The sequence below is a fragment of the Cohnella sp. WQ 127256 genome (assembly GCF_024519285.1).
In the GTDB taxonomy this organism is placed as follows: domain Bacteria; phylum Bacillota; class Bacilli; order Paenibacillales; family Paenibacillaceae; genus Cohnella.
In genome coordinates, this window is the sequence record NZ_JAMZCY010000006.1 from 359,481 (window position 1) to 382,122 (window position 22,642).

Annotated in this window: 13 protein-coding genes and 1 pseudogene; 4 read left to right on the forward strand and 10 right to left on the reverse strand. The window is 45.6% G+C overall.

Annotated elements, in window-relative coordinates:
* The first annotated feature begins 405 nt into the window (after nucleotides 1-405).
* Complete coding sequence (locus M1K58_RS19975; protein ID WP_256760639.1) at nucleotides 406-8,496, forward strand: pullulanase; 8,091 nt, start codon at nucleotides 406-408, stop codon at nucleotides 8,494-8,496.
* 72 nt (nucleotides 8,497-8,568) lie between these two features.
* Here the strand turns inward: M1K58_RS19975 and M1K58_RS19980 are convergent, their stop codons facing one another.
* Together M1K58_RS19980 and M1K58_RS19985 are read right to left on the reverse strand one after the other, a co-directional pair.
* The gene (locus M1K58_RS19980) at nucleotides 8,569-9,345 is read right to left on the reverse strand and encodes a DUF1295 domain-containing protein (RefSeq protein WP_256760640.1); all 777 of its coding nucleotides are present in this window, start codon (nucleotides 9,343-9,345) and stop codon (nucleotides 8,569-8,571) included.
* A gap of 3 nt (nucleotides 9,346-9,348) precedes the next feature.
* Nucleotides 9,349-11,169 (reverse strand): DegV family protein, encoded by a 1,821-nt coding sequence (locus M1K58_RS19985; RefSeq protein ID WP_256760641.1) that lies wholly within the window; start codon nucleotides 11,167-11,169, stop codon nucleotides 9,349-9,351.
* A gap of 110 nt (nucleotides 11,170-11,279) precedes the next feature.
* Between M1K58_RS19985 and M1K58_RS19990 the strand changes: the two genes are divergently transcribed.
* Entirely contained in the window at nucleotides 11,280-12,260 is a 981-nt protein-coding gene (locus M1K58_RS19990; RefSeq protein ID WP_256760642.1) for an EAL domain-containing protein, read from the forward strand.
* A gap of 26 nt (nucleotides 12,261-12,286) precedes the next feature.
* On the opposite strand, the gene M1K58_RS29530 is transcribed toward M1K58_RS19990, so the two are convergent.
* A complete protein-coding gene (locus M1K58_RS29530) occupies nucleotides 12,287-13,213 on the reverse strand; it encodes a methyl-accepting chemotaxis protein (RefSeq protein WP_306220579.1) in 927 nt (308 codons plus the stop codon).
* A gap of 188 nt (nucleotides 13,214-13,401) precedes the next feature.
* Here M1K58_RS29530 and M1K58_RS20005 point away from each other — a divergent pair, with 188 nt between their 5' ends.
* A complete protein-coding gene (locus M1K58_RS20005; protein WP_256760643.1) occupies nucleotides 13,402-14,313 on the forward strand; it encodes a MerR family transcriptional regulator in 912 nt (303 codons plus the stop codon).
* A 140-nt stretch (nucleotides 14,314-14,453) separates the two neighbouring features.
* Here the strand turns inward: M1K58_RS20005 and M1K58_RS20010 are convergent, their stop codons facing one another.
* Nucleotides 14,454-16,538, reverse strand: a complete 2,085-nt coding sequence (locus M1K58_RS20010) for a HelD family protein (protein ID WP_256760644.1) — start codon at nucleotides 16,536-16,538, stop codon at nucleotides 14,454-14,456.
* 236 nt (nucleotides 16,539-16,774) lie between these two features.
* Between M1K58_RS20010 and M1K58_RS20015 the strand changes: the two genes are divergently transcribed.
* Complete coding sequence (locus M1K58_RS20015) at nucleotides 16,775-17,278, forward strand: YwhD family protein (RefSeq protein ID WP_256760645.1); 504 nt, start codon at nucleotides 16,775-16,777, stop codon at nucleotides 17,276-17,278.
* Nucleotides 17,279-17,350: 72 nt separating this feature from the next.
* Here M1K58_RS20015 and M1K58_RS20020 read toward each other — a convergent pair whose 3' ends face one another.
* The 6 genes and pseudogenes from M1K58_RS20020 to M1K58_RS29725 all read right to left on the reverse strand — a co-directional run.
* Nucleotides 17,351-18,502, reverse strand: coding sequence for an ABC transporter permease (locus M1K58_RS20020; RefSeq protein WP_306220580.1), 1,152 nt, complete (start codon nucleotides 18,500-18,502; stop codon nucleotides 17,351-17,353).
* Complete coding sequence (locus tag M1K58_RS20025) at nucleotides 18,502-19,629, reverse strand: ABC transporter permease (RefSeq protein ID WP_256760646.1); 1,128 nt, start codon at nucleotides 19,627-19,629, stop codon at nucleotides 18,502-18,504. Before M1K58_RS20025 ends, M1K58_RS20020 begins: the two co-directional genes overlap by 1 nt.
* A 14-nt stretch (nucleotides 19,630-19,643) precedes the next feature.
* A complete protein-coding gene (locus M1K58_RS20030) occupies nucleotides 19,644-20,579 on the reverse strand; it encodes an ABC transporter ATP-binding protein (protein ID WP_256760647.1) in 936 nt (311 codons plus the stop codon).
* Nucleotides 20,580-20,722: 143 nt separating this feature from the next.
* Entirely contained in the window at nucleotides 20,723-21,823 is a 1,101-nt protein-coding gene (locus M1K58_RS20035; protein WP_256760648.1) for a sensor histidine kinase, read from the reverse strand.
* A gap of 14 nt (nucleotides 21,824-21,837) precedes the next feature.
* Nucleotides 21,838-22,158: a response regulator transcription factor gene (locus M1K58_RS29720; protein ID WP_372339191.1), complete on the reverse strand. Its 321-nt coding sequence runs from the start codon at nucleotides 22,156-22,158 to the stop codon at nucleotides 21,838-21,840.
* A pseudogene (locus M1K58_RS29725) lies at nucleotides 22,134-22,545 on the reverse strand (response regulator); the annotation flags it as partial. The pseudogene M1K58_RS29725 and the gene M1K58_RS29720, both read right to left, overlap by 25 nt.
* Between the last annotated feature and the right edge of the window lie 97 nt (nucleotides 22,546-22,642).

The following is a 22,642-nucleotide window of genomic DNA, read 5'->3' on the forward strand; positions in this document are numbered from 1 at the left end:
GATTATATCTGTACGTCGTGAGGAATGTGAGATTGATGCTGAGATTATTATTTAGCGTACGAGAGGGGCAAAGGGGTTCGAAATAACTATTTTTATGACAAATGCTTGTGCAACTTTTGTGCAAACGTTACCAAACTGGCGTTTAAGTGAATCCAGGTGTTGAAAAGAGAGGAAAAGGATCAGAATTATACGAATATTTTGGATTGACAGCGCTTTATTTGGAGATGTAATATATTAAACGAGCATTGGAAACCGCTTTCACAACTTGTTTTACTCGGCATAGATGGAATGGAAAGTGTAGCAAGAGTGGTTTTCGGGTTGTTATGCCATTTTGCGCAAACGTTTGCGCGATTAATTGGTGGAAAACGAAGTGGAGTTAGCTATAAAAAGGGGAGGTAAAGGGTAATGAAGGTTGGAATGAGAAGGAAGAAGATGTTTGCCATCTTGATGGCGCTTGCTCTTGTTGTATCGTCTTTTGGTGTTGCTCCGTCACGGGCAAGTGCGGGTGCTCCAACTACGGCTACAATAGTTGGTAGCTTACAAATGGCATTGGGCCATACCGGAAATTGGGATCCTACAGCTACAGCAACGAAAATGGAAGATGTGGGCAATGGCAACTATAAGTTTACTGGGACGCTTCCTGCCGGTAGTTATGAGTATAAGGTTGCCATTAATGGTGCTTGGGCCGAAAGTTATGGCTACTATAGCTACACCAATCCTGCTAAAACAGGAACGGACAATATCATTCTTACTTTACCTACAGAGACAGCTGTAACTTTCTATTACAACCACGTTACTCACAAAATTGCGGATTCAACCTATTACAATCCGATCGAAGAGAGCAAGCTTCCTCGTGTGGTGGGCACTGTCCAGCTTGCATTAGGGGATTCGGATAATTGGAATCCTGGAGTTGCGAGTACACTTCTTACCGATCCGGATTTCGATAATGTGTACTCAGTGACAAAGTCTGTGTACCAAGGAACGTTTAACTATAAGATCGTATTGGGATCGGCATGGGGTGAAGAATATCCAAGCGTGGATAAAACGTTTGCCCTTCCACAGGAACTCCCTGTCACATTTAAGTACAACGCCATTACTCACGACGTAGCTGCCGATTTTATTCTGCCTCCGACTTCTGGAGGAGGGGGAGCTTCGAGTAGTGTGCCCACGGGTCATTTGCGAGTTCATTATAATGGTCCCACTACGGATATGGGATTGTGGTTGTTTAATGATGTCTTAACTCCGTCTGTAACGTGGTCAAGTGATGCCACTCCTTTTATTGCGGAACAACAGGATAACTACGGTGCATATCTTGATATTCCAATGAAAGAAAATGCACAAAAAATTGGCTTAGTCGTCGTTAACCGGATTAATCAATCCAAAGACGGTGGAGATAAGGTGTTTGCACTCACATCGTCTGCAATGAACGAAGTGTGGCTCAAGCAGGGGTCTGATGTGGTTTCCCCTTATGAACCTGCAGATCTGGCAGCAAATACGATTCGAATTCACTATACAAGAGCAGATCAGAACTACGGCTCATATGGTCTTTGGTTGTTTGATGATGTTCTTGTGAAGTCGGAGGCGTTGGGAATCTGGCCGACAGCCGCGACTTCCTTTACGGCGGATAAAACGGATCGATATGGTGCTTATATTGATGTTCCTGTCCAACTAAATGCCAAAAAAATTAGCTTTATCGCTTTAGATAAAACTAATGGCGTTAAAGATGGGGATACAAAAACCTTTAGCCTTCTTGATCGATACAATCATGTTTGGATCAAACAAGGTGACAATAACGTATACATTTCCCCTTATGGAGATTTGCCTATCGGTCTTGTCACTGCGGAGGTCGTATCCCTAAGCAAAATCCTTCTTTCATTCACCATGACTGAAGGCTTGGACGTTACGGCACTGAAGAATGAAATTACAATTAAAGATAAAGACGGAGGTACTGTTAGCGTAGGTAATGCAGTTATTAAAGACGCGAATACAGTTGAGCTTACTGCCAGCATTGACCTAGATAAGCTCCCGCTCAGCATCACTTATTCTGGAAAAACCGTCTCAGCCTCTTCCGGTTGGAGAATGCTCGACGAGTTGGACAGCTACAGTGACGATGACCTTGGGGCGACTTATAACGAGGATGGAACCACGACACTGAAGATCTGGGCGCCGACAGCTACCTCAGTTACGGTAAACCTTTATGACAAAGCGGACTCGTCTGTAAATATCGGCAATCTCCCTTTAATCAAGGGGGAGCGAGGAATTTGGTCCGAAAACATTACGATATTAGACGAAGATGAAAACCCTATGGATACGAAGGGCTACTTCTATCAATACGAAGTAACGAATAACGGCGTAACAAAGCCGGTACTTGATCCTTATGCGAAATCCATGGCGCAGTTCACGGTTAATTCTAAGGGAGAAGCTGGCCCTGATGGTGATCTCGTAGGTAAAGCTGCAATCGTGGATTTGAAAGGAACGGATCCAGAAGGTTATGATTTTGCACAAATTGCAGGATATGAGAAGAGAGAAGATGCAATTATTCTCGAAATGCATGTCAGGGATTTTACGTCCGATCCTTCGATTGAAGGCGATTTAGGCGACGCGAGATGGGGCTCCTACTCTGCATTTGCCAAGAAGCTAGACTATATTAAGGCGCAAGGTGTTACCCATATTCAACTTATGCCTGTCATGGCTTGGTATTATGGGGATGAATCCAAGATGGGTGATAGAGAGCTGGATTACTCGGCTAAGGACAATGAATACAATTGGGGCTATGATCCTCACAACTATTTTTCGCCGGATGGCGCTTATTCCGAAGACGCCACTGACCCTGAGCTAAGAATCAAAGAATTAAAGGGAATGATCGATGCGATACATGATGCCGGAATGGGCGTTCTTCTGGACGTTGTTTATACCCATATGGCAAAAACAGATTCGTTGAACGACATTGTACCAGGCTATTATGCTTGGCAGGATCCTAATGGTAATTTCCTTGGCACTTTCGGCAATATGCTTGCAACCAATCATAAGATGGCAGAGAAGCTGATGGTCGATTCCGTCAAATATTGGTTTAATGAGTACAAAATCGATGGTATGCGTTGGGATATGATGGGCTACGCGACCTATGATTCTGTGCAAAATGCCTATAATGCAGCAAGTGCTATCAATCCGAATGCGTTGTTCATTGGTGAAGGCTGGAGGGACTTCGCAGGTGATAAAGCTGATCCGTCCCTTGCCGGTCAAGGGGCAACCCAGGATTGGATGGATAAAACGGATGACGTTGGTGTATTCTCCGATGAGATTCGTAATGAATTGAAATCTGGTTTCGGCTCTGAGGGCCAACCGAGATTTATTACGGGTGGGGCAAGAAGCATCAGCACGATTTTCAATAACATTAAAGCGCAGCCTTCTAACATTCCGGCGGATGATCCGGGTGATGTTGTGCCTTATATCGAGGCGCATGATAACCTTCCACTGTATGATGTAATCGCACAATCGATCAAGAAGGATCCATCTATCCCTGCTAATGATTTGGAAATTCTGAAGCGGGTTAGACTTGGCAATCTCATGATGTTAACGTCTCAAGGGACGGCCTTCCTGCAATCCGGGCAAGAATACGGACGGACGAAGCAATGGCTGGCTGACGGAATTCCGGAACAGAAATATACGGAATTCAAGGATGCCACTGATACAAGTTTTGGTTATTTCATTCATGATTCCTATGATTCCTCGGATGCAATCAATATGTTCGACTGGAATAAGGCGACGAATGCTGATGGTCTACACCCTGAGAATGAAATCACAAGGGATTATACAACAGGCTTGATGGCGCTGAGAAAATCGACTGATGCATTTAGACTAGGTGATAAGGACTTGGTAAATTCCAACGTTACACTGATTGCATCGGATGATATTGCTGCCAATGATCTTGTCATCGGCTACAAGAACAAAGCAACAGATGGCACGGGTCAATATTACGTATTTATTAATGCAGATAACGCATCAAGAACAATTGGGTTGTCTGAGGATTTAACAGATGGGACAGTGTTGGTGGACAGTGATGAAGCAGGTATCGTTGAGGTATCTGATAAGTCCGGTTTCAATTTAACAGCTAGCTCCATTACGCTAGATCCCCTAACGGCAGTCATTATTAAAAAGGATGCTGCGGCTGCGGTTCTAACGTCATTAGAACTGGATAGTGCTGCATATTCACTGCCTTCAGGAAATACGCACCAAACAACGGTCTTTGCTAGATATGACGATGGCAGTAAAAGAAACGTAACAGCTCAGGCGACCTTTGCTTCTAATAAGCCAGGTGTCGCTAGTGTAACGACTGCTGGCCGAGTGACGGCAGCAAGCTTGGGAGCGGCCACGATTACGGTTACGTATAAAGGGATAACCGCAAACGCTACTGTAACCGTAACGAAGGCAGCAGCTAAACGCTATGTTCAGATAAATTACATCCGTCCGGATGGCGTTTATACAGATTGGAACCTTTGGATTTGGGGTTCTGGCGTGAAGGATGATCAAATCGATTTCGCGAAAATAGAAAAGGGCATCGCAACCGTAAATATCGAAGTTGCCGATGGGGCGACAAGCTTAGGTTTCATGTTGCGTAAAGGAACAGACTGGAACACGGCGAAGCAGGATATTTCATATGACCGTCTGATTCCGATCCAACCTGGTGTAACTTTTACCAAAGTCAATGTCACTAGTATGGTTGGCGAGGTTGATAGGTTAGCTAGTATTAATGGACCTATTCTAGATGATGGTAATGTGACCTTTTTATATCGAGACGATGTCTTGTTCAAGAACGGCCAAATGGATACCATTACAGGCGTACAGGTCAAAGTTGGAGATACGGCTTATACGATGGTGTATGACCCTGCTCAAGAATGGTTCACTTACACATTGGAGAATGTAGCGGTTGGAGATCATGAATACAGCTTCCTTGTGAGTAAAGGTGCCTCTACAGTTGAAGTCAACGATCCGAGTAACATCGTTAACGGCAAATCCATTGTGAGCTATCGCAATCCTACGCTTACGATTCAATCTGCTGTAAATCGGAGTGCAATTGCTTCTAATGAAAGCGGCATTCTATCTCTCACGGTGATACCATCTGAACCTATCGCATACCGGGAAGCCTATCTCGATATGACGTCATTAGGTGGCTCGTCTAAAGCGAAGTTTGACACAGAGATAATGGCTCAATCGCTCTCGGTGAAGGATACGATTACGGCAGGTGTGAAGACCGTTCCTGTTACTTTGGTCGATGTATATGGTAACAAACATAAACACACGGCTACGGTTAATGTCGCCCCGAGAATATATACAGACGATAAGCTAGATTTTGATTGGGATGAAGCTCGCATCTACTTTGCACTTACGGACCGTTTCGCTGATGGCGATCCTTCCAACAATGAGAATGTAGACAAAACCCATCTCGAGGCTTACCATGGCGGAGATTTCAGAGGGATGATCGACAAGCTGGATTACATTCAAGAGCTTGGAATTAATACGATCTGGATCACACCGATCGTCGATAACATTGATTTCAACAAAGGTCTTGATTTTAACAGTAAGCAATACGGCTATCACGGCTATTGGGCGAAGGACTTCACGGTGATTGACGAGCACCTTGGGGATTTAGACACCTTCAAGGAGCTCATCGATAAGGCGCATGATAAGGGCATCAAAATCATGGTCGACGTTGTGCTCAATCATACGGGTTACGGGCTGAAGCCGGGAGATAGCATACCGAGCATTACTCAAGAGGACAAAGATCGGTTTGCCGGTATGCTGAGAACAGATGGAGTATCCGCGAATACGAATCCAATTCAGGGGGAAGTGGCCTTCTTACCGGATTTCAAGACGGAGGATCCAGCTGTGCGTCAGCAGATCATCGATTGGCAGGCAGGTTGGTTAAATCGTGCAAGAACGGATCGTGGGGATTCCATCGATTATTTCCGGGTAGATACGGTTAAACACGTAGAAAGCACGACTTGGAAGGCTTTCAAAAATGCGCTTACGGCCATTGATCCAGAGTTTAAGCTCATCGGTGAACAATTCGGAGCAACGGTAGATACCGATGCTGGAACGCTTCGTAATGGTCAAATGGATAGCTTGCTCGATTTCGGTTTCAAGAATCAAGCTCAAAATTTCGCAAATGGAAGCATCAACACGGTTGACGCTTACTTGGCAGATCGCGAAACTAAGCTTGATAACGCAACGACAATGGGTCAGTTCCTGAGCAGCCATGATGAAGACGGATTCTTGTCTAATTACGTTGGCGGCGATAAAGGTAAATTGAAGATTGCTGCCGCTTTGCAAATAACGGCTAAAGGTCAGCCCGTCATTTATTATGGTGAGGAGCTAGGCCGTTCCGGTAAAAATGCTGGAGACATGAGCAAGGGGGAGTTCAGCGAAAATCGCGGTGACATGCCGTGGGATGAGCTTTCTGACGAGGTGCTGCTCCATGATCATTACATGACACTTCTTAACATTCGAGCGAAGTTCTCTAAAGTGTATTCCAAGGGGACTCGGACGAAGCTGGGAGGCTCCGATGCGGAGGGTTACTTAGCCTTCAATAAACGTTACAACAGCGTCGATGTTGTGACTGTCATTAATACAGCTGTTGAAGACAAGGAATTAACGCTTAACGTACCTTTTAATGCTGGAACTGTAGTTAAAGATGAATACAGCGGATCGACTTATCAGGTTTCTGATAGTCAACAGATTACATTTATGCTACCAGGTAGAGATGATGGAGGAACGGTCATTCTGAGCGGTATATCTGATCTAGATGTTCTAATCAGTCAAATTACGTTGTCACAAACAACGTTGGCGCTAACCGCTGGACAAACGGCGGAAGTGACAGCGGCTACTGAGCCAAGCAACGCGACGAACAAGGGAATCGATTGGACGTCGAGTGATGAAGGTGTCGCAACCGTAGATAGCAACGGAAAAGTGACAGCAATTGCGGCAGGAACGGCAACGATTACTGCTTCTAGTCAAGATGCAGGTGATGTAACAGCGAGCTTGACGGTAACGGTGGCTAATCCGCCAGCGGTAATTGTGCTAGTAAGTCAAATTACGTTGTCACAAACAACGTTGGCGCTAACCGCTGGACAAACGGCGGAAGTGACAGCGGCTACTGAGCCAAGCAACGCGACGAACAAGGGAATCGATTGGACGTCGAGTGATGAAGGTGTCGCAACCGTAGATAGCAACGGAAAAGTGACAGCAATTGCGGCAGGAACGGCAACGATTACTGCTTCTAGTCAAGATGCAGGTGATGTAACAGCGAGCTTGACGGTAACGGTGAAGTGGAAATCGGGATCAACCTCATCTAGCGGTGGTGGCTCTCCGACGGTACCGGTAAAACCGGAGGTACAGATCGTTAACGATGATAGCCTGAAGAATGGCAAGAACGGCGTGGTAGAGGTTCAAATGGTGGCAGGCAAACAAGTCATCCTGCTACCGATTCAGGCAGCGGATTTACTTGGAGGCAATAGTTTGGTGCTGAATTCTGCTAACCTAACAGTAACCTTCCCAAGCTCTGTGCTGGATTCGATTAGCAAGCTCGTTTCCGGAACAGATGCGTCTGGAGCTCAAATCTCTTTCGAATTCAAGCCGATTTCGGCTGAAGACGGAAATTCATTGCTTGAAACCGCAGGTGCAGGAAAAGTTGATTTGAAAGCTGCCTCGCAGGTTTATGAATTAAAGTTAAGTATTATCACGAAAGACGGCAAATCGATACCGGTGACCAAATTTGATAAGCCGCTTATCATCAAGTTGCTTGTGTCGGGTAACCTGAACAAGGATTTGATCGGAATCTATTTTATCGGTGATGATGGCAAGCTCGAGTATATCGGAGGCACTCTCGCAGGTGAATTCATGACGGCGGAAATTACCCATTTTAGTAAATATGCCGTACTAGAGTTTGATAAGTCATTCGAAGATGTTAAAGCGAGCTATTGGGCTAATGCGGTAATTAAGGCTTTAACGGCTAAACAAATCGTAACCGGCATTACGGATACTAAGTTTATGCCAGAGAAGAGCATTACCCGTGCGGAATTCGCGGCATTGTTAGTTCGTGCGCTAGGTATTAAAGCCGAGGGTGAAGCTACATTTAATGATGTCGGGAAAAGCGATTGGTATGCTCCTTATGTGGCGACAGCTAGCAAGAAGGGTATCGTTAAAGGTGGCCAAGATAACTCATTCCGACCGAACGATACGATTACTCGTGAGGAAATGGCGGTCATGATCATTCGGACGTTGGAAGTGAAGAAGGGTGACAAAGGCATAGCAACGAATACGGCTCAACCATCCGAATTCTCTGATAGAGCACAAGTTAGCACATGGGCGGTTCAATACGTCGATGAAGCGGCGCAGCTCGAACTTGTGAAGGGCAGAGCTAAGGGACAATTCGTACCGCAAAGTGTAATGACTAGAGCGGAAAGCGCACAAGTGATCTACAATCTGCTGGCGAAGTAAGCTACAAGATTAAGATGAGGCTGAAGACAAAGAAGATGGCTCCTTATTCATCATGGGCCATCTTCTTTGATTTTAGGACTTTTTCGGGGGCCAAGGGATAAATCGATTCGTTTCCTGCTTGTACTGGGCATAATCGGCATTCCCGGAATAACGCTTATCTAGGAAAGGAACTCCGGACACTTTCAATAATAGAAGGTTCATGAACAAAGCACTGAACAAGCTTATCCAGCCCAAATGTACCGGAAGCACGATGAGGAATATCCCCCACCACATCGTCGCTTCACCAAAGTAATTTGGATGTCTGGTATACCGCCACAAACCGCTTTTGAGCACAGCTTCTTTATTGGGTCTCGTTTTCTTAAACCGCTCCAACTGATAATCACCAATGACTTGGAACAAGAAGCCGATGATCCAGATAACTATACCCGCCCAAGCCCATCCATCCAATCTACCATTGCTCTGATCTGCATTCGTAGCAATAATTGGATAAGCAAGAAGGAGCATAAACAATCCCTGCATCATAAATACCCGGAAAAATGCAATACGCATGGCATTCTTACCCCAAGCTTTGCGGAAGTTGGCATAGCGGAAGTCTTCTCCTCGTCCGATAGAGCGAATCCATAAATGTATGGCTAATCTCATCCCCCATGTCGCAACCAATAGGAGGATGACGAGTTGTCTAGCCCCATAACCGTCATGATTCAAGAAGCTAACTATAGCTATGATGACAAAACCAAATCCCCATCCGATGTCAATAATAGAATTGTCTTTCAATATCTGCGCTATGATAAATAGAATGACCATAAAAGTGAAAATCGCCAATGCATTGATTAAATAAAGCTCACCCATTTCCTAATCCCCCCTCCGATTATCGTTTGCAAGCAACATAGCAACGCTAATTGCTCCTTTTCCGGCGCTAGCCCCAATGACAGGTGATACATCTGAAATATAAACGGGCTTAGCTCCCATGATCGATTCCATATGTTTCTGAAACCCCATAATCGCATCTCCAGCTCCGGCATGAAGTAGCACATACTGTGCTACACCGTATTTCTGATGAATCCGCTCAATCTTTCGCTTCATCTTGCCCAGATTCGACTTCCGGAACAACGTCTTCCCATAAAGAATTGATTTTCCTTCGCGATCTAGCGAAACGATTGGTTTCAAATTCAACCATGCTGCTACTTTACCTTTAAGCGGACTGACTCTACCCCCACGCACCATATATTTAAGCGTCGGGACGCTAACTAATATTTCCGACTTCGGTATTTGATTGCTGAGCAGCATCTTAATCTCTTCGATTGATGCCCCTGATGCAATCGCTTCTGCAGCTTGTAATACGAGTAATCCTAGCGCTCCAGAAAGCGTCCGAGAGTTGATTACATGAATTCTTGATGAATGGACTTGTTTAGCTACAGTATTACAAGCATTATAGGTTCCGCTTAATTCGTTAGACACATGAATGGACACGACATGATCATAATGGTTCAGCAGCTCTTGATACTTACGTGTAATACTCTCAGGAGATGGTTGTGAACTCTTAGGTTGGTTAGCCGCGTTTGATAGTTTGTCATAAAACGATTCCGGTTGCAGCGTGACTTTGTCCAAGTAGGAGGAAGTCCCTATTTGAATTTGAAGAGGCAGCAAGTGTATCTGATGTTCATCCATTAGGTGTTGCGGGAGATCACAAGCAGAATCTACGACTAAAGCAATAGTCGCTTTAGGGCCACTAAGTATTTCAAATTGGCGTTTCATATCATCTACCTTCTGATACACAATCGTACCCTTCTTCGTAAGTAGATCCGCGATCTGATCGGGATTATTCGTATGAACATGTATTTTCCCCTGCTGCTCATCGCCTACTAATACTAAGGAATCTCCAAGGTGTGCAAGCTGCTCCTTCATTGTAGAGGTATCGCTTTCCCAATTAAGCAGGAATTCCGTGCAATACCGATACCCGTTGTCATCATATTCTGATATCAAGTGGTTAATCTCTATGGCATGCTCATGTTGCTGAGCTTCTGTCTGGAAAGCGGGGGCTACCCTCGCCTCTGTTCGTTCCAAGTAGGGTTTCTTGATTGCTGTAATCAATCCAGACAGAAAGAGAACAAATCCTTTGGCACCCGCATCCACCACATTATGCCTTCTTAGAAGCTCCATTTGATTCATCGTGTTGTCCAAAGAAACACAAACTTCTCCATACGATTCAATGAGCATTTCTTGAATACCTTTAGTTCGATCAACATTTCTCTTCATTACACGAACCCAAGTTTTCATCACCGTCAATATCGTGCCTTCCTGTGGAGTAGCTACAGCTTGATAGGCCTGCGTCACCGACTGCTCACACATATCGAGAAAGTGTTTTTCTTTCAACTCCTCATTATTTAGAAGAAAGTTACACATCGAGATAATGAATTGCGAGAAGATCATCCCCGAATTCCCACGCGAACCGCGAAGACAGGCTGATTTCATCAGCATCAAGGTGTCGCTGGATGGTTCCTTCCATTTTGAATCCCTAATAATCGTTTCCATGAGGTGTGTCAGGTTACTCCCCGTATCTCCATCATTCACGGGGAACACATTAATGGCATTTAACTCTTCCTTATGGCGGATGACTTCATAGGCCCCACATATAATCAAATCGTGAAAGGTTCTGCGATTGAGCAGCTCCAAAATATGACCCCCTTACTATATTTATTATTAAAAAAGTGCAGGATCAGCTAGGGAAGTGTCGAAAAGGTGAGCTATAGACATTTCATTCTCATCCATAGGACGTGACTTCTGTGACGCAATGCTCTAATTGTTATCCGACCAATCTAATTTATGAAATTAAGGCCGCTGGCGAACGAAACCTACTCGTTCTCCCCCAGATTATCCCCTTCCTAAGTGCTAGGGGCTTCCTAGTAAAGGCTACTGAAAATACAATGCTCGTGAGTGAAGCCGGGATCGCGGATTTAGACGACTTTTGCCAGGATCATATGAATATTGAGCAATTGACCTTCCGGTTAGAGGATGCGTCATGGCAGCCGTTTGGCGAGATAAAAGTAACGCTCTCGTCTCAATGGGTGGATGACATCATCCTACAGCAGCGCGTCATTTGTTATGCTCAACCCATTGTCGATGCACAGGGCTCAGTCTACGCCCATGAGATGCTTGCACGATTTGTTCAGGAGGACGGTAGTCTTCTTTCCCCGTTAGCTGTCTTCGAGGCAGCTAAGCTTCGCAACCGGTTATACTCTCTCGATCGGTTGTGCAGAATGGCGGCTGTTCGTTCTTCTAAGGGCTTGTCAGGCAAAGTGTTTATTAACTTCATCCCGACCTCCATTTATTCTCCGCAGCACTGCTTGCAATCCACCATTCAGCTGGCGCAACAGTTGAATATTGACCCCTCGAAATTAGTATTTGAAGTCGTGGAAACGGAGCAGGTCGATGATTTGGATCATTTGAAAAGCATCTTGGGTTATTACAAGCACCATGGATTCCAGTACGCACTGGATGATGTTGGCGAAGGATTCAGTACAATCGAACTGCTACAACAATTAAAGCCTCATTATATGAAGCTCGACAAAGGATTTGTACAGGGGGTCGCAATAAGCTCGGAAAAACAAATAGTTGCTATAAAAATGCTCGAAGCTGCAGTTCAGATCAATTCAGTCCCCTTAGCCGAAGGGGTAGAGGATGAAGTGGACTTTGCTTGGCTTCGTGATAATGGGTTCAAGCTGTTCCAGGGGTATTTGTTCGGGAGACCCGCTCCCATTGCCTGAATGAGGATTCAGCATCCTAGAAATACTTATAGAATAATACCCAGCTCCTTAGCTTGTGTATCCAACCGCCGTGCGGCTTCATCGATACCCAAGAATTCATTGACAGCCTGCTGAATGCGGATCTGGCTTTCACTTACGACAACTTGCGAATGCTTGGTCCCCTTGGTGATTTGTTGCACTTGAGTGACGAAGCCCTCCACGTATACATTTACTTCCTTCGTAGCTTCCTGCACTTGACCCGCTAACTTACGAACTTCACTCGCTACCACATTAAAGCCACGCCCATGCTCACCTGCATGGGCGGCTTCAATTGCCGCATTCAAGGCTAACAGGTTCGTCTGTGAAGCGATATCGCGAATCGTTCGAACCATACCGCGAATGAAGTCAGTCTGTTGCTCAAGCTGTTGGAGAACAGCCATATTCTCGTTAGCCCCATCGACAACTCTTCCGATAGCGGATTCAACTTCGCGACTTCGTGTAATGCCTTCCTTAGCACGACCTAATAACTCCTCCGACATTTGCAACAATTTTCCAGTTACTACTGCCGTAGCTTGCTCTCTTGCGTTAATGTCCGTCGCGATTTTTAGAATAGCCCTTACACGACCATCTGCATCTAGAACGGGCATGTAAGTCGCCTCAAGCCAGATCGAACGACCATCCTTGGTGACCCTCAATATTTTATCCTGAAAGGAATCACCATTTCTCAAATTATCCCAGAATTTGCTATATTCAGAGCTGTTCACAAATTCCTGCATGCAGAACTGCCTATGCAGCATACCTGACATCTCATCGGAGCGATAACCCATCGCTCTCGCTAAATTATCGTTTGCCCATAACACTTTACCGTGTATATCGAATTCAATCATGGCTAGCGAATGCTTTATCGCCGTGAGAACCTCAGTCTGATCAAGTACTTGGGCATCCGTATAGAGCTCAATCTTCTCTTTAATCATGTAGAGGATCTCCTCTCTGAGTTCCTGATTTGTATAGATTTTGTATAGTATTTGATTTGGATTATACAAAACCTATACAAGTATTGCAAGCTTTATCTATTCGACTGGCGGAATCCCACTTTTAAACCTCGAACCATAGTTATTTTGTATAGTTTATGTATAATTGTTTTAGAGGAGGGGGGAATAGGATGTATAGCATTAAGAAAGCTTCTGAGCTTCTGGGCATTCCTGTCGTCACAATTCGTGCCTGGGAAAATCGATACGGAATGATCAACCCACACCGAACCCAAGGCGGGCATCGGTTATATAGTGAAGAGGATATTGGTAAGCTCAGGTTTTTAAAAGAACAGATGGAAGAAAACGGGGTTAAGATCAGCGAAGCTGTTCGTTTACTACAACAAGCGACTTCTCAGGAGTATGTCAATCTGAGTACGATATCCGAATCCGGTAATACATACGATACTATGATCGGAAAGCTATATGAAGATTTAATTCGATTTAATACCTTGCAGGCTAATGAGATCATCGATCTCGCTTTTTCTTTGTACGATTTTGAGAATGTGTTTCAACATATCCTTGTTCCCGTATTGTACCGAATCGGAACAGACTGGGAATCTGGCCTCTTGAGTGTTGCTCAAGAGCACTTTGCTTCACAGTTAATTTTACATAGATTTACTCAGCTCTTTAGAATTCTCCCCACGGACCAGCGTTTTCCGAAGGTGCTTGCCTTCTGTCCCGAAGAAGAGCATCACCAGATCGGCTTAATGCACTTCAGCTTGTTCTTGAAGAAAAAGGGGTTCGAGGTCATTTATCTCGGTCCGAACACGCCCGTAAGTGGTTTATCGCGTATTATTGAGATGAAAAAAATCTCGATCATCACGATTTCGGTTACCGATCCTAAGCACGTTCGTCCATTGGATAAATGGATCGAAGCTACACTCAAGGACTACCCCGCCTTAAAGTTCATACTCGGAGGATCAGCGTACACAATGGACAACACGATCTTACAGATTCCGAATGTCCATTACCCGGATCAAAATAACTGGGAAGAGTGGTATCAGTCCTTCCTTCTTACCCTATCGTCTGATCTGCTGAATTAGGCGTCAATTAACGGTTATATGCATTAAGGAGTTGTCCCTTAGCCATAATTAAACAGTAACCCGAAAAATGGGCACTTTTTTTCTGAAGTGTCTATCTTTCGGGTTACTGTTTATTCTTAAACTGTTTATTTGTTTTAGCTTCAGGCAAGCAAAGCAGTTTCTTGCCCATAGTAATAGAGTGTCAAGCGGTGAAGTGCACGGGTACAGCCAACATACAGCAGCTTAGCATCTTGTGGAGTTAGTGCATATTGGTGGTCATTCGTATCGGCAACAAGCACAGCATCGAATTCGAGGCCTTTGGCCAAATAGACGGGAACGATCGTAATGCCACCGCGGTACTGGGTTTGACCTGCGTTGATCAGATTAGCATCGATACCGGCTTGCGCCAGCTCTTCGTGAAGACGAGAGCATTCCTCGTCTGTACGGCCAATAATCGCGATTGTTTGCATGCCCCTAGCTTGATTCTGGCGAATAAAGGTATCGATGAACGGGATCTTTTCATCTGCATTCTCTAACCTGACAACATCAACGGGATCTCCACTACGAAATACCGGCATAGCGGAAGGGAGTCCTGTTTCTGTATGAGGCAGGATACGATTGGCGAATTCGATGATTTCCAGCGTCGATCGGTAGCTTTGCTTCAAGATATGGTAAGAGTTGTATTCATCAGGGAAGATGGCCGTAAGCTCCTCCCAACGCTGCACGCCACGGTAAGCATGGATGCCCTGCGCCAAGTCACCAAGAATCGTGAAAGAGGGCTCATTCATAAACGTGTTCAGTAACGCGATCTGGAAGGGAGATACATCCTGCGCCTCATCCACGACTACGTGATCGAAGGCAAGATTCTCAGCACCATTAAATACATAATGAATCCATACGAGTGCGGCCAAATCCTCGGGTTGGGCAAATCCCTTTTTCAAGTATTTCTGAGTACCCTCAAGTACCTTCTTAGGGATTTCCTCAGTCCCCGAAGCGAATATCCCCTGATAAAACGAGAGTGCATCGGTTTTCGGTAGCTTATTCGTATAGGCGCGAAGTCGCTGCTTGCTGGTCTTGGCCTTCTCTTTACGGATTTTTGGATCTCCGATTGTGTTCAATTGCATTTCCAACCAACGGTTGATTCTAGCTGTTAAACGGTCTCGGCGCGCTGCTAGCGGGTAATGGCGATACTCCACCTCAAACCATTCGCGAATCATATCCCCTTTCAAGACGCGACCCTCCCAAGCTTCGAAGGGTGAATCCACAAGGAAGTGCTTCTCGAAGCTTGCTAATTTGCCATCCAACCATGCTTTGAAGGCGAGCGTGCCTTTAAATCGGCCAGGTGTTTCATCATCGATGGAGGGTCTTGTTCCTGCCAGTGAGAACCAGAGATGTCCTTCCGCATTGTCTGTTGCTAAGCGAACGTTATCGTTTAATCGGTCCAAAGCCCATTCTATGAATGTAGTCTGCTTAACGTTGCCGACCCCGAGCTCAGGCAGTACGCCGGAAATATAATCGAGGAACATCGTGTTCGGTGCGAAAATAATCATTCGTTCGGCGCGAATCTGCTGCTGATATTGATAGAGAAGGAACGCTAGTCGATGCAATGCGACGGTTGTTTTACCCGATCCGGCAGCCCCTTGGATAATGAGTGCTTTATATCGAGGGGCTCTAATAATGAGATCCTGCTCTGCTTGAATGGTAGACACGATATCACGCAGTCGATTGTCCTTCTTGTCACCGAGCTTATAGAGGAGGAAGTCATCGTTCAAGCCGATGTTGTCTCCCCCGCGTTCGTAGCTATCTACGATTCGTCCTAGCTTCTTGTCCCGGATAGATAGATTGCGTTTGCGATGAATATCGCCTTGGATCGTTCCTTCTGGAGCTTCATAGGTTACGGTATCGTCACCACCAGTGAACGAATAGAACAGACTAGCTACTGGTGCTCTCCAATCAATGACGTAAGGCTCCCCAGTCTCCTTGCGATCCATACCGCGTTTGCCGATATAAAGCGGAAGCGGCTCGGCCTTACCTTCCTCTTGGAAGTCTAGACGCCCGAAATAGGGGTCATTGTTGAGAAGTTGCAGCCTCTGACGGGTTTCCTCTCGATTTGCTTCAAGCACCTGCTCCACATAATCATTTCCCCGATAGACGGGGCCGATATCCGTGCGCTGCTGATCAATTTCTTGAAAAGTGTCCTGAAGCCTCTGGTGCTCTTCTTTGTATAGAGGGTGTTGCGAATCCATATCCTTGTTGCCTCCTTGCGACTAATAATAACTTTTCTTATTGTGGCGCATTTTCGAAAAAAACAATAGACTTATGTTTTTCGTTTTGTTATGATGTTGAGTACAGAATTACCTAAAATGTCTAGAACATACGTTCTCGTCCATAAGTAAGGAAGTGGAAGCGGGTAAGATCTCGATTTTAGGGGGATCTTGAGCCGGTTTTTTTCATATCTAGTGGCAAATAATGGAGGCTGACCATGGAAAACCAAGATAAACCGGTTGAGAAGAAGAAGCTATCTCTTAACGTTGTGAGTAATAAAGAGCATAAAGGTTTCGGAGCGGGATCGATCGACTTAAGTCAGGTTGCTTGTGTGATCATAGATGCAGGTGAAGCTTATATCGATGTTGGTGCGATGCATGCGAAGAGTAAGATTGAGAAAGGGATTAAGTTTTCCCCGGATAAGGCTAACGTACCGAATGGCCGTCCCGCATGGATCGTATGGGTAGCTGTTGACCGCAATGAGACGGGGTCTTATTATGCCGGTGTGACATCCTGTGAGATGCTTATTGATACGGAAGCTAGAAGAGGCTGGAAGCTGCTTCCTGAGCACGTGAATCGTCTGGACTCATCGCTTAAGCGTAAGTATATTTTAGATAATATCGGCCCGGTAGAGAAGGAAGCTCTTCGTAAGCTTCTTGTGGAGCACAATACAGAGTGGTGGAATAATTCTCCCCAAGCTTTGAAGGATTTACTCGTATAATTAGTAAAATAAAGGGGTTGTTCCCAAGAGGTCCATGCGGACTTCTGCGGAACAACCCCTTATTTGTCTAGGTTACACGAACAATCGGGTATCGTTATTGCGGCCGAAGCGATAGATCGCTATGAGAGCAAATGCTGCCGTAAAGGCGATCAGGATGGCGAGATTGAGACCGAGACTTCCGAACCCTTCGCCGTGCTGGAGCTTATCAATCGAGTCCAGTAGCCAGTGCTGCGGAAGGAAGTTAGATATTTTCTGTACCGCATTAGGCATAATCCCAATGGGGAAGAAGCAACCTGAGAGCAGACAGGTGGGTGTAATAATCAAGTTCTGCATCGCTCCGGCTGCCTGGCTGCTTTTGGCGAATGCAACGATAAGCAACGACAGTCCGATAGAGGCTAGGCCGAACAGTAGGAGAATCGGAACCAACTGCCCATATGGAATGCCCGAATCGATATGAAAGACGGATTTCATCAAGAATACAGTCACCAAGATTTGTAGCAGAATAATAAGCGCGTTTACGACCACGTTGGAGAGGACGTAAGTTCTAGCGGATACAGGCGAGGATAAGAGACGTAGAAACGTGCGGTTCTCCTTATCCTTTAGAATAAGCTCTGATAGATTGACGGCAGAGAACATCATGAATGTAATGAGGAAGCCGATGGATTGATAGGTCATATCTCTTACGTTCGAAGAGTCTGATACGGATTCAGATGTCAACTTGAAGCTCTGTTTGCTGTATTCGGAGTAGATACGGTCAAACGCAGTGTGATCCCCATTCGTTCCTTTTCCGATCGCGGCAACGTTACTAATATAGCTCTGAAGTAGCGATTTGACGTAAATGGTAACTTGAGCGCCTTTCACTGAAACCAGATTAATACGCTTAGGATTACCATCCTGTACACTAACGGCAAACCCTGGATCGAAGATGAGTCCACTATCCAGCTTGTTTGCGACGATGTCGCTGCGAAGCGTTTGTTCATCGGTCATCGTAATTTCAACCTGATTTAAGCCTTGGATGAACCGGATTGCATCTTGTGTGATAACCTGATGTCCATCGTTATTCACAATGCCGATACGTAGAATGCCGCTGTTAGAATTGCTATAGAGCAGCGTAGAAATCAACACTCCAACGAGAGGGAGTCCTAAATAGACGAACCAGCTTAATTTGCTACGAAACGTATTTTTCAATGTTTTGCGAATGAGCCAACTCATATCCCTCAACATTAGATCGCCTCCCTTTTACGCATAATGACATTTGAGATGACCAGGAAAGTGGTTGCGAATGCCAAGTTTACACCGATAACTGGAAGGGCTGCGATCAAATCATCTGCATAAATAATATTCATCAAAGCCTTATTGGCCCAACCGATAGGAGATAGATTAGTGATGAAGCCCATGAAAGATTCTGTATCCTGTATAGGGGAGTAGGCTCCTCCCACGAATGAAGCGATTTGTGTGAAAATCATGACGATCGAGCGGGCGGTTTCTCCTTTGAATAGATAGCTTAAACCAAGTCCCAAGCTGACGGAGAGAATGACCTCTGAAGCCAGAACAAGAAATACCATTCCATAGTGGTCGCCCCAATAGGCTTTGAATGCAAATTTGCTAAATAGGACAACGATAAGAACGAATAGAAGGTTGGTAATTGTGCAGGCGAGCACTTTACCTGTGAATAGCTCGCCCTTGCTTGCTGGTGAGGCCATTAAGCGAATGGCTGTATTTCGGGTTCTTTCCCCGCGGAATAGATAGATGCCGGATAGGGAGGCATAAAGGGCGATCATCGTTGTCATGGCAATGGCATAATAATCGATGGAACCAGGTGTCTTATTCGGATCGAGTGACGTTTCGTGGATCAAGTCGTCTTTCCAATCTGTGTTACCCAGAATCGCCTCTGCTTTCGAAGGGTCCACCGTAAGTGTTGAAGTAGCCAAGTTGTAACGATCCGCGAACGCGGTAAGCATGCCTTGGATAATATTGCTTTCGATCATCCGCTTGCTGCTTCCGTAATATTTTAAGCCCTCATTGCTGAGCTCTACATAGGCAGCATATTTATTGTTGCTTATATCTTCAACGCCATTGGCTTCTGTTGAAGATAGAGGCGTAATAATAATGCCTTGCTGCTCGATCTCAGTGGAAAAGATTTGCCAAGCTTGTATGAGTTGCTTATTGTCGGCTTGATTGTTATAGAGCAGCTTCAAATCACCTACAAGTGTGCTGCTTGAGAAGGCGTTCGACAACGCCGTGCCTAGAATCAGCATCAGTACGATTGGAAATGCCATCATGAACAAAAATGTTCTAGGCTCCCGCAGGGAGGATTTCATTTCTTTCATCGCTATATTCAGTATGTTCACGGCGGATCTCCTCCTTAATCGCGGAGATTCCGGCCCGTTAAGGTCAGGAATACCGTTTCCAAATTCGGCGCTTGCTCTTCGACGGAGCGAATTTCCACGTCGTCTTTAATCAACTGCTGAATGATCAGATTAAGATTGTTGACCTCGCCCTTCGAGTTAATTTTGATCGTGTTTTCCTCATGTCGGACGGTCATCACACCTTGAATTTGCTTGAGTTGGTCGATCGGCAAGGTGTCGGCTGCTTTGATTCCGATCCAGATGTCCTTCGTGTCCGTAATGATTGCCTTTAGTTGCTCCTTCGTGCCCTCCGCAATGATTTTGCCATGGTCAATGATTGCGATTTGAGTGCAAATTTCTTCGACTTCCTCCATATAGTGACTCGTATATATGATCGTGCAACCCATTTGGTTCAGCTTCTTTACCGAATTCAAGATGTAATTGCGAGATTGTGGATCAATGCCGACCGTAGGCTCATCCATAATAATAAGCTTAGGCCGATGGGCAATTGCACAAGCGATATTCAACCTTCGTTTCATGCCGCCTGAGAAATTTTTGGGAAAGCTCTTGTGCTTATCGGCAAGACCTACGAATTCGAGTGCTTCCTCTGTGCGTTCCTTCAGCAACGTCCCCCGGAGTCCATAAAGCCCTGCAAAAAAGCTAACGTTCTCGTAAGCAGTCATATTCTCGTAAATAGAAATATCCTGCGGAACGATGCCGGTATTCATCTTGGCGAACTTGACGTTGGTCGCAATCGTACGACCAAGCAGGCTGATCTCACCCTTTGTACTCCTTAGTAAGGAGCAGATCATGTTGATCGTTGTGCTCTTGCCAGCGCCGTTGGCACCGAGGAAACCGAATATTTCTCCCTCACGAACGTTGAGGGTTATATTATCAACAGCGATAAAATCACCGAATTTTTTGGTTAAGTTATGAATCTCCAGTACGTTCATTCGATTCACTCCATTTGTTTGAGGGATTATGATCCTTATGATCGTATTGTATTGAAAAAGGATGGCCCTACGTCAGTGCATAAGGTCATCCTCTTCACATGAGAAACTTCATATTTGCGATGTGACATAAGTCATCTGTTTCTTTAGAAGGGCAGAAGAGTTGTCACGCGAAATCCCTTCGTCCCGTCAACGATGACGGTGCCCCCAGCGGAAGCTGCCCTTTCCTCCATCCCCGTAATACCGAGCCCTTTGACCACTTTGCCCGAGCCGATTCCATTGTCTGTCACGACTGCTTTAATGAATTTATTAAGGACATGGACCTCTATATGGATACCGGACGCATTACCGTGCTTAAGCGAGTTTGTAATGGCCTCGATCATATTCTGTTGAATGATTTTCCACTGAATGGGCGTAATGATATCGATGTCACCTTCGTGGGCTAACGTAGCTGTCACGGCCTGTTTGGCAGAGAGCTCGTCCACCATTAACCGCAGCCTGTTGATGCCAAGCTCTTCCGACTTCGGTTTCTGGTCCTTCAGCGTCAGACGGATTCTCTCAAGCCCTTCCTTGGAGATAGAGATGGCGTTATGAAGAAGCTCTGAGGCTTTCATCTGATCGGTCGCGAGCAGTCTCCTGGAGGCTTCCATCTGTATGAGTGCTCCGGACATCGAATGTCCGATATCATCATGGATTTGCTGTGAAAGCCGATTACGTTCCTCCAGCTTGATCGTGTACTCAGACTGGCGCATGTACTCGTTATTTTCGTTCAAAGATCGGGTAAGCTTCTGGATGTCTTCACGCATTTTCTCCTGCACACGGTAAACGCGAGCGAGTTTCTCCGTTGCTGCGTGCCCTCCAACGTGCAGGAGTAAGCTAAGGAAAGCTACTAACAGGTATATGGCAACTAAAGGGGAAGGAATAAGGGGGACCGGTAGGACAAATGCGAGCGCGAACCAGTTTTTGTTGCCGCCCAAAAGCCATGCGAGCTCGTACAAGCTAACGGGTAGCAGTAAAAGGAATAGCGGATCCAATTGATAGGCGCATGCGATAGTGAAGGTGGCAGATGCGACCACGAGCAGTCGGTTAGGAGTAGATTGTTTGAGGATGGGTACAGCGATATTTAAACAGAGGTAGATCAGAGAAGTAAGCAAATACCACGAGTCGACAGTAGGTGCCATGAAACAGGAAACTGCGATGATGTAGCAAAGTAAGCCTGCTTTATTGCCGATAATCCAAATATCCATGTTATCAGAATCTCCTATCGATCCGACGTTCGCGCTTCGCCTGTTAAATAGTAAATGGCGATTTGCGTACGGTGCTCAAGGCCTGTTTTGTTCAGGATGGAAGTAATGTAATTGGCGATTGTCCCTTCGGAAATAAAGAGCCTCTTTGAAATCTCCTTATTGGTTAGGCCGTTGGCGATTTGTGCCATGACACCGAGCTCGCGTTCCGTGAACAGGCTCCGATCTATTGCGCGATGACCTCCTGAAGTGTTGCGAGGAACTATTGGGAGCCCGGTGGGAGTGGGAGGAGTCTCACTCGCTGCACCGGACAGCCAATTAGACTTAATCTTATTCAGTACGACATCTTGAAGCACATGGTGATCATTGTGAACACTCTTGATAGCGTCGCGGATTTTGTCGGGGTCATTATTCTTAAGTAAATAACCGCGAGCTCCGGCTTTGACTGCTTCCAATATAAATTCATCGTCATCGAAGGTTGTGAGGATAAGCGATTTGACCTGGGTTTCCTCCGTCAGAATGCGGGTAGCTTCAACGCCGTTCATATTCGGCATCCTTACATCCATGAGCACGACATCAACCTTGTTGTTCCGACAGAACTCCACAGCTTCCGTGCCGTCTCCAACCGTGCCGACGACTTCGAATTGCTCGAAAGTGGTTAATATGATTTTCATACCTTCTCGTATGAAGGAATTATCATCCGCGATGAGTACCTTTATCTTCAACAGGTTAAACCCTCCCCACCAGGAAAATGTTGCCATATTTATCTTAGCTCATTATGATCAGGTGGGGAAGATAGAGGATTACACAAAAACAGGCTGA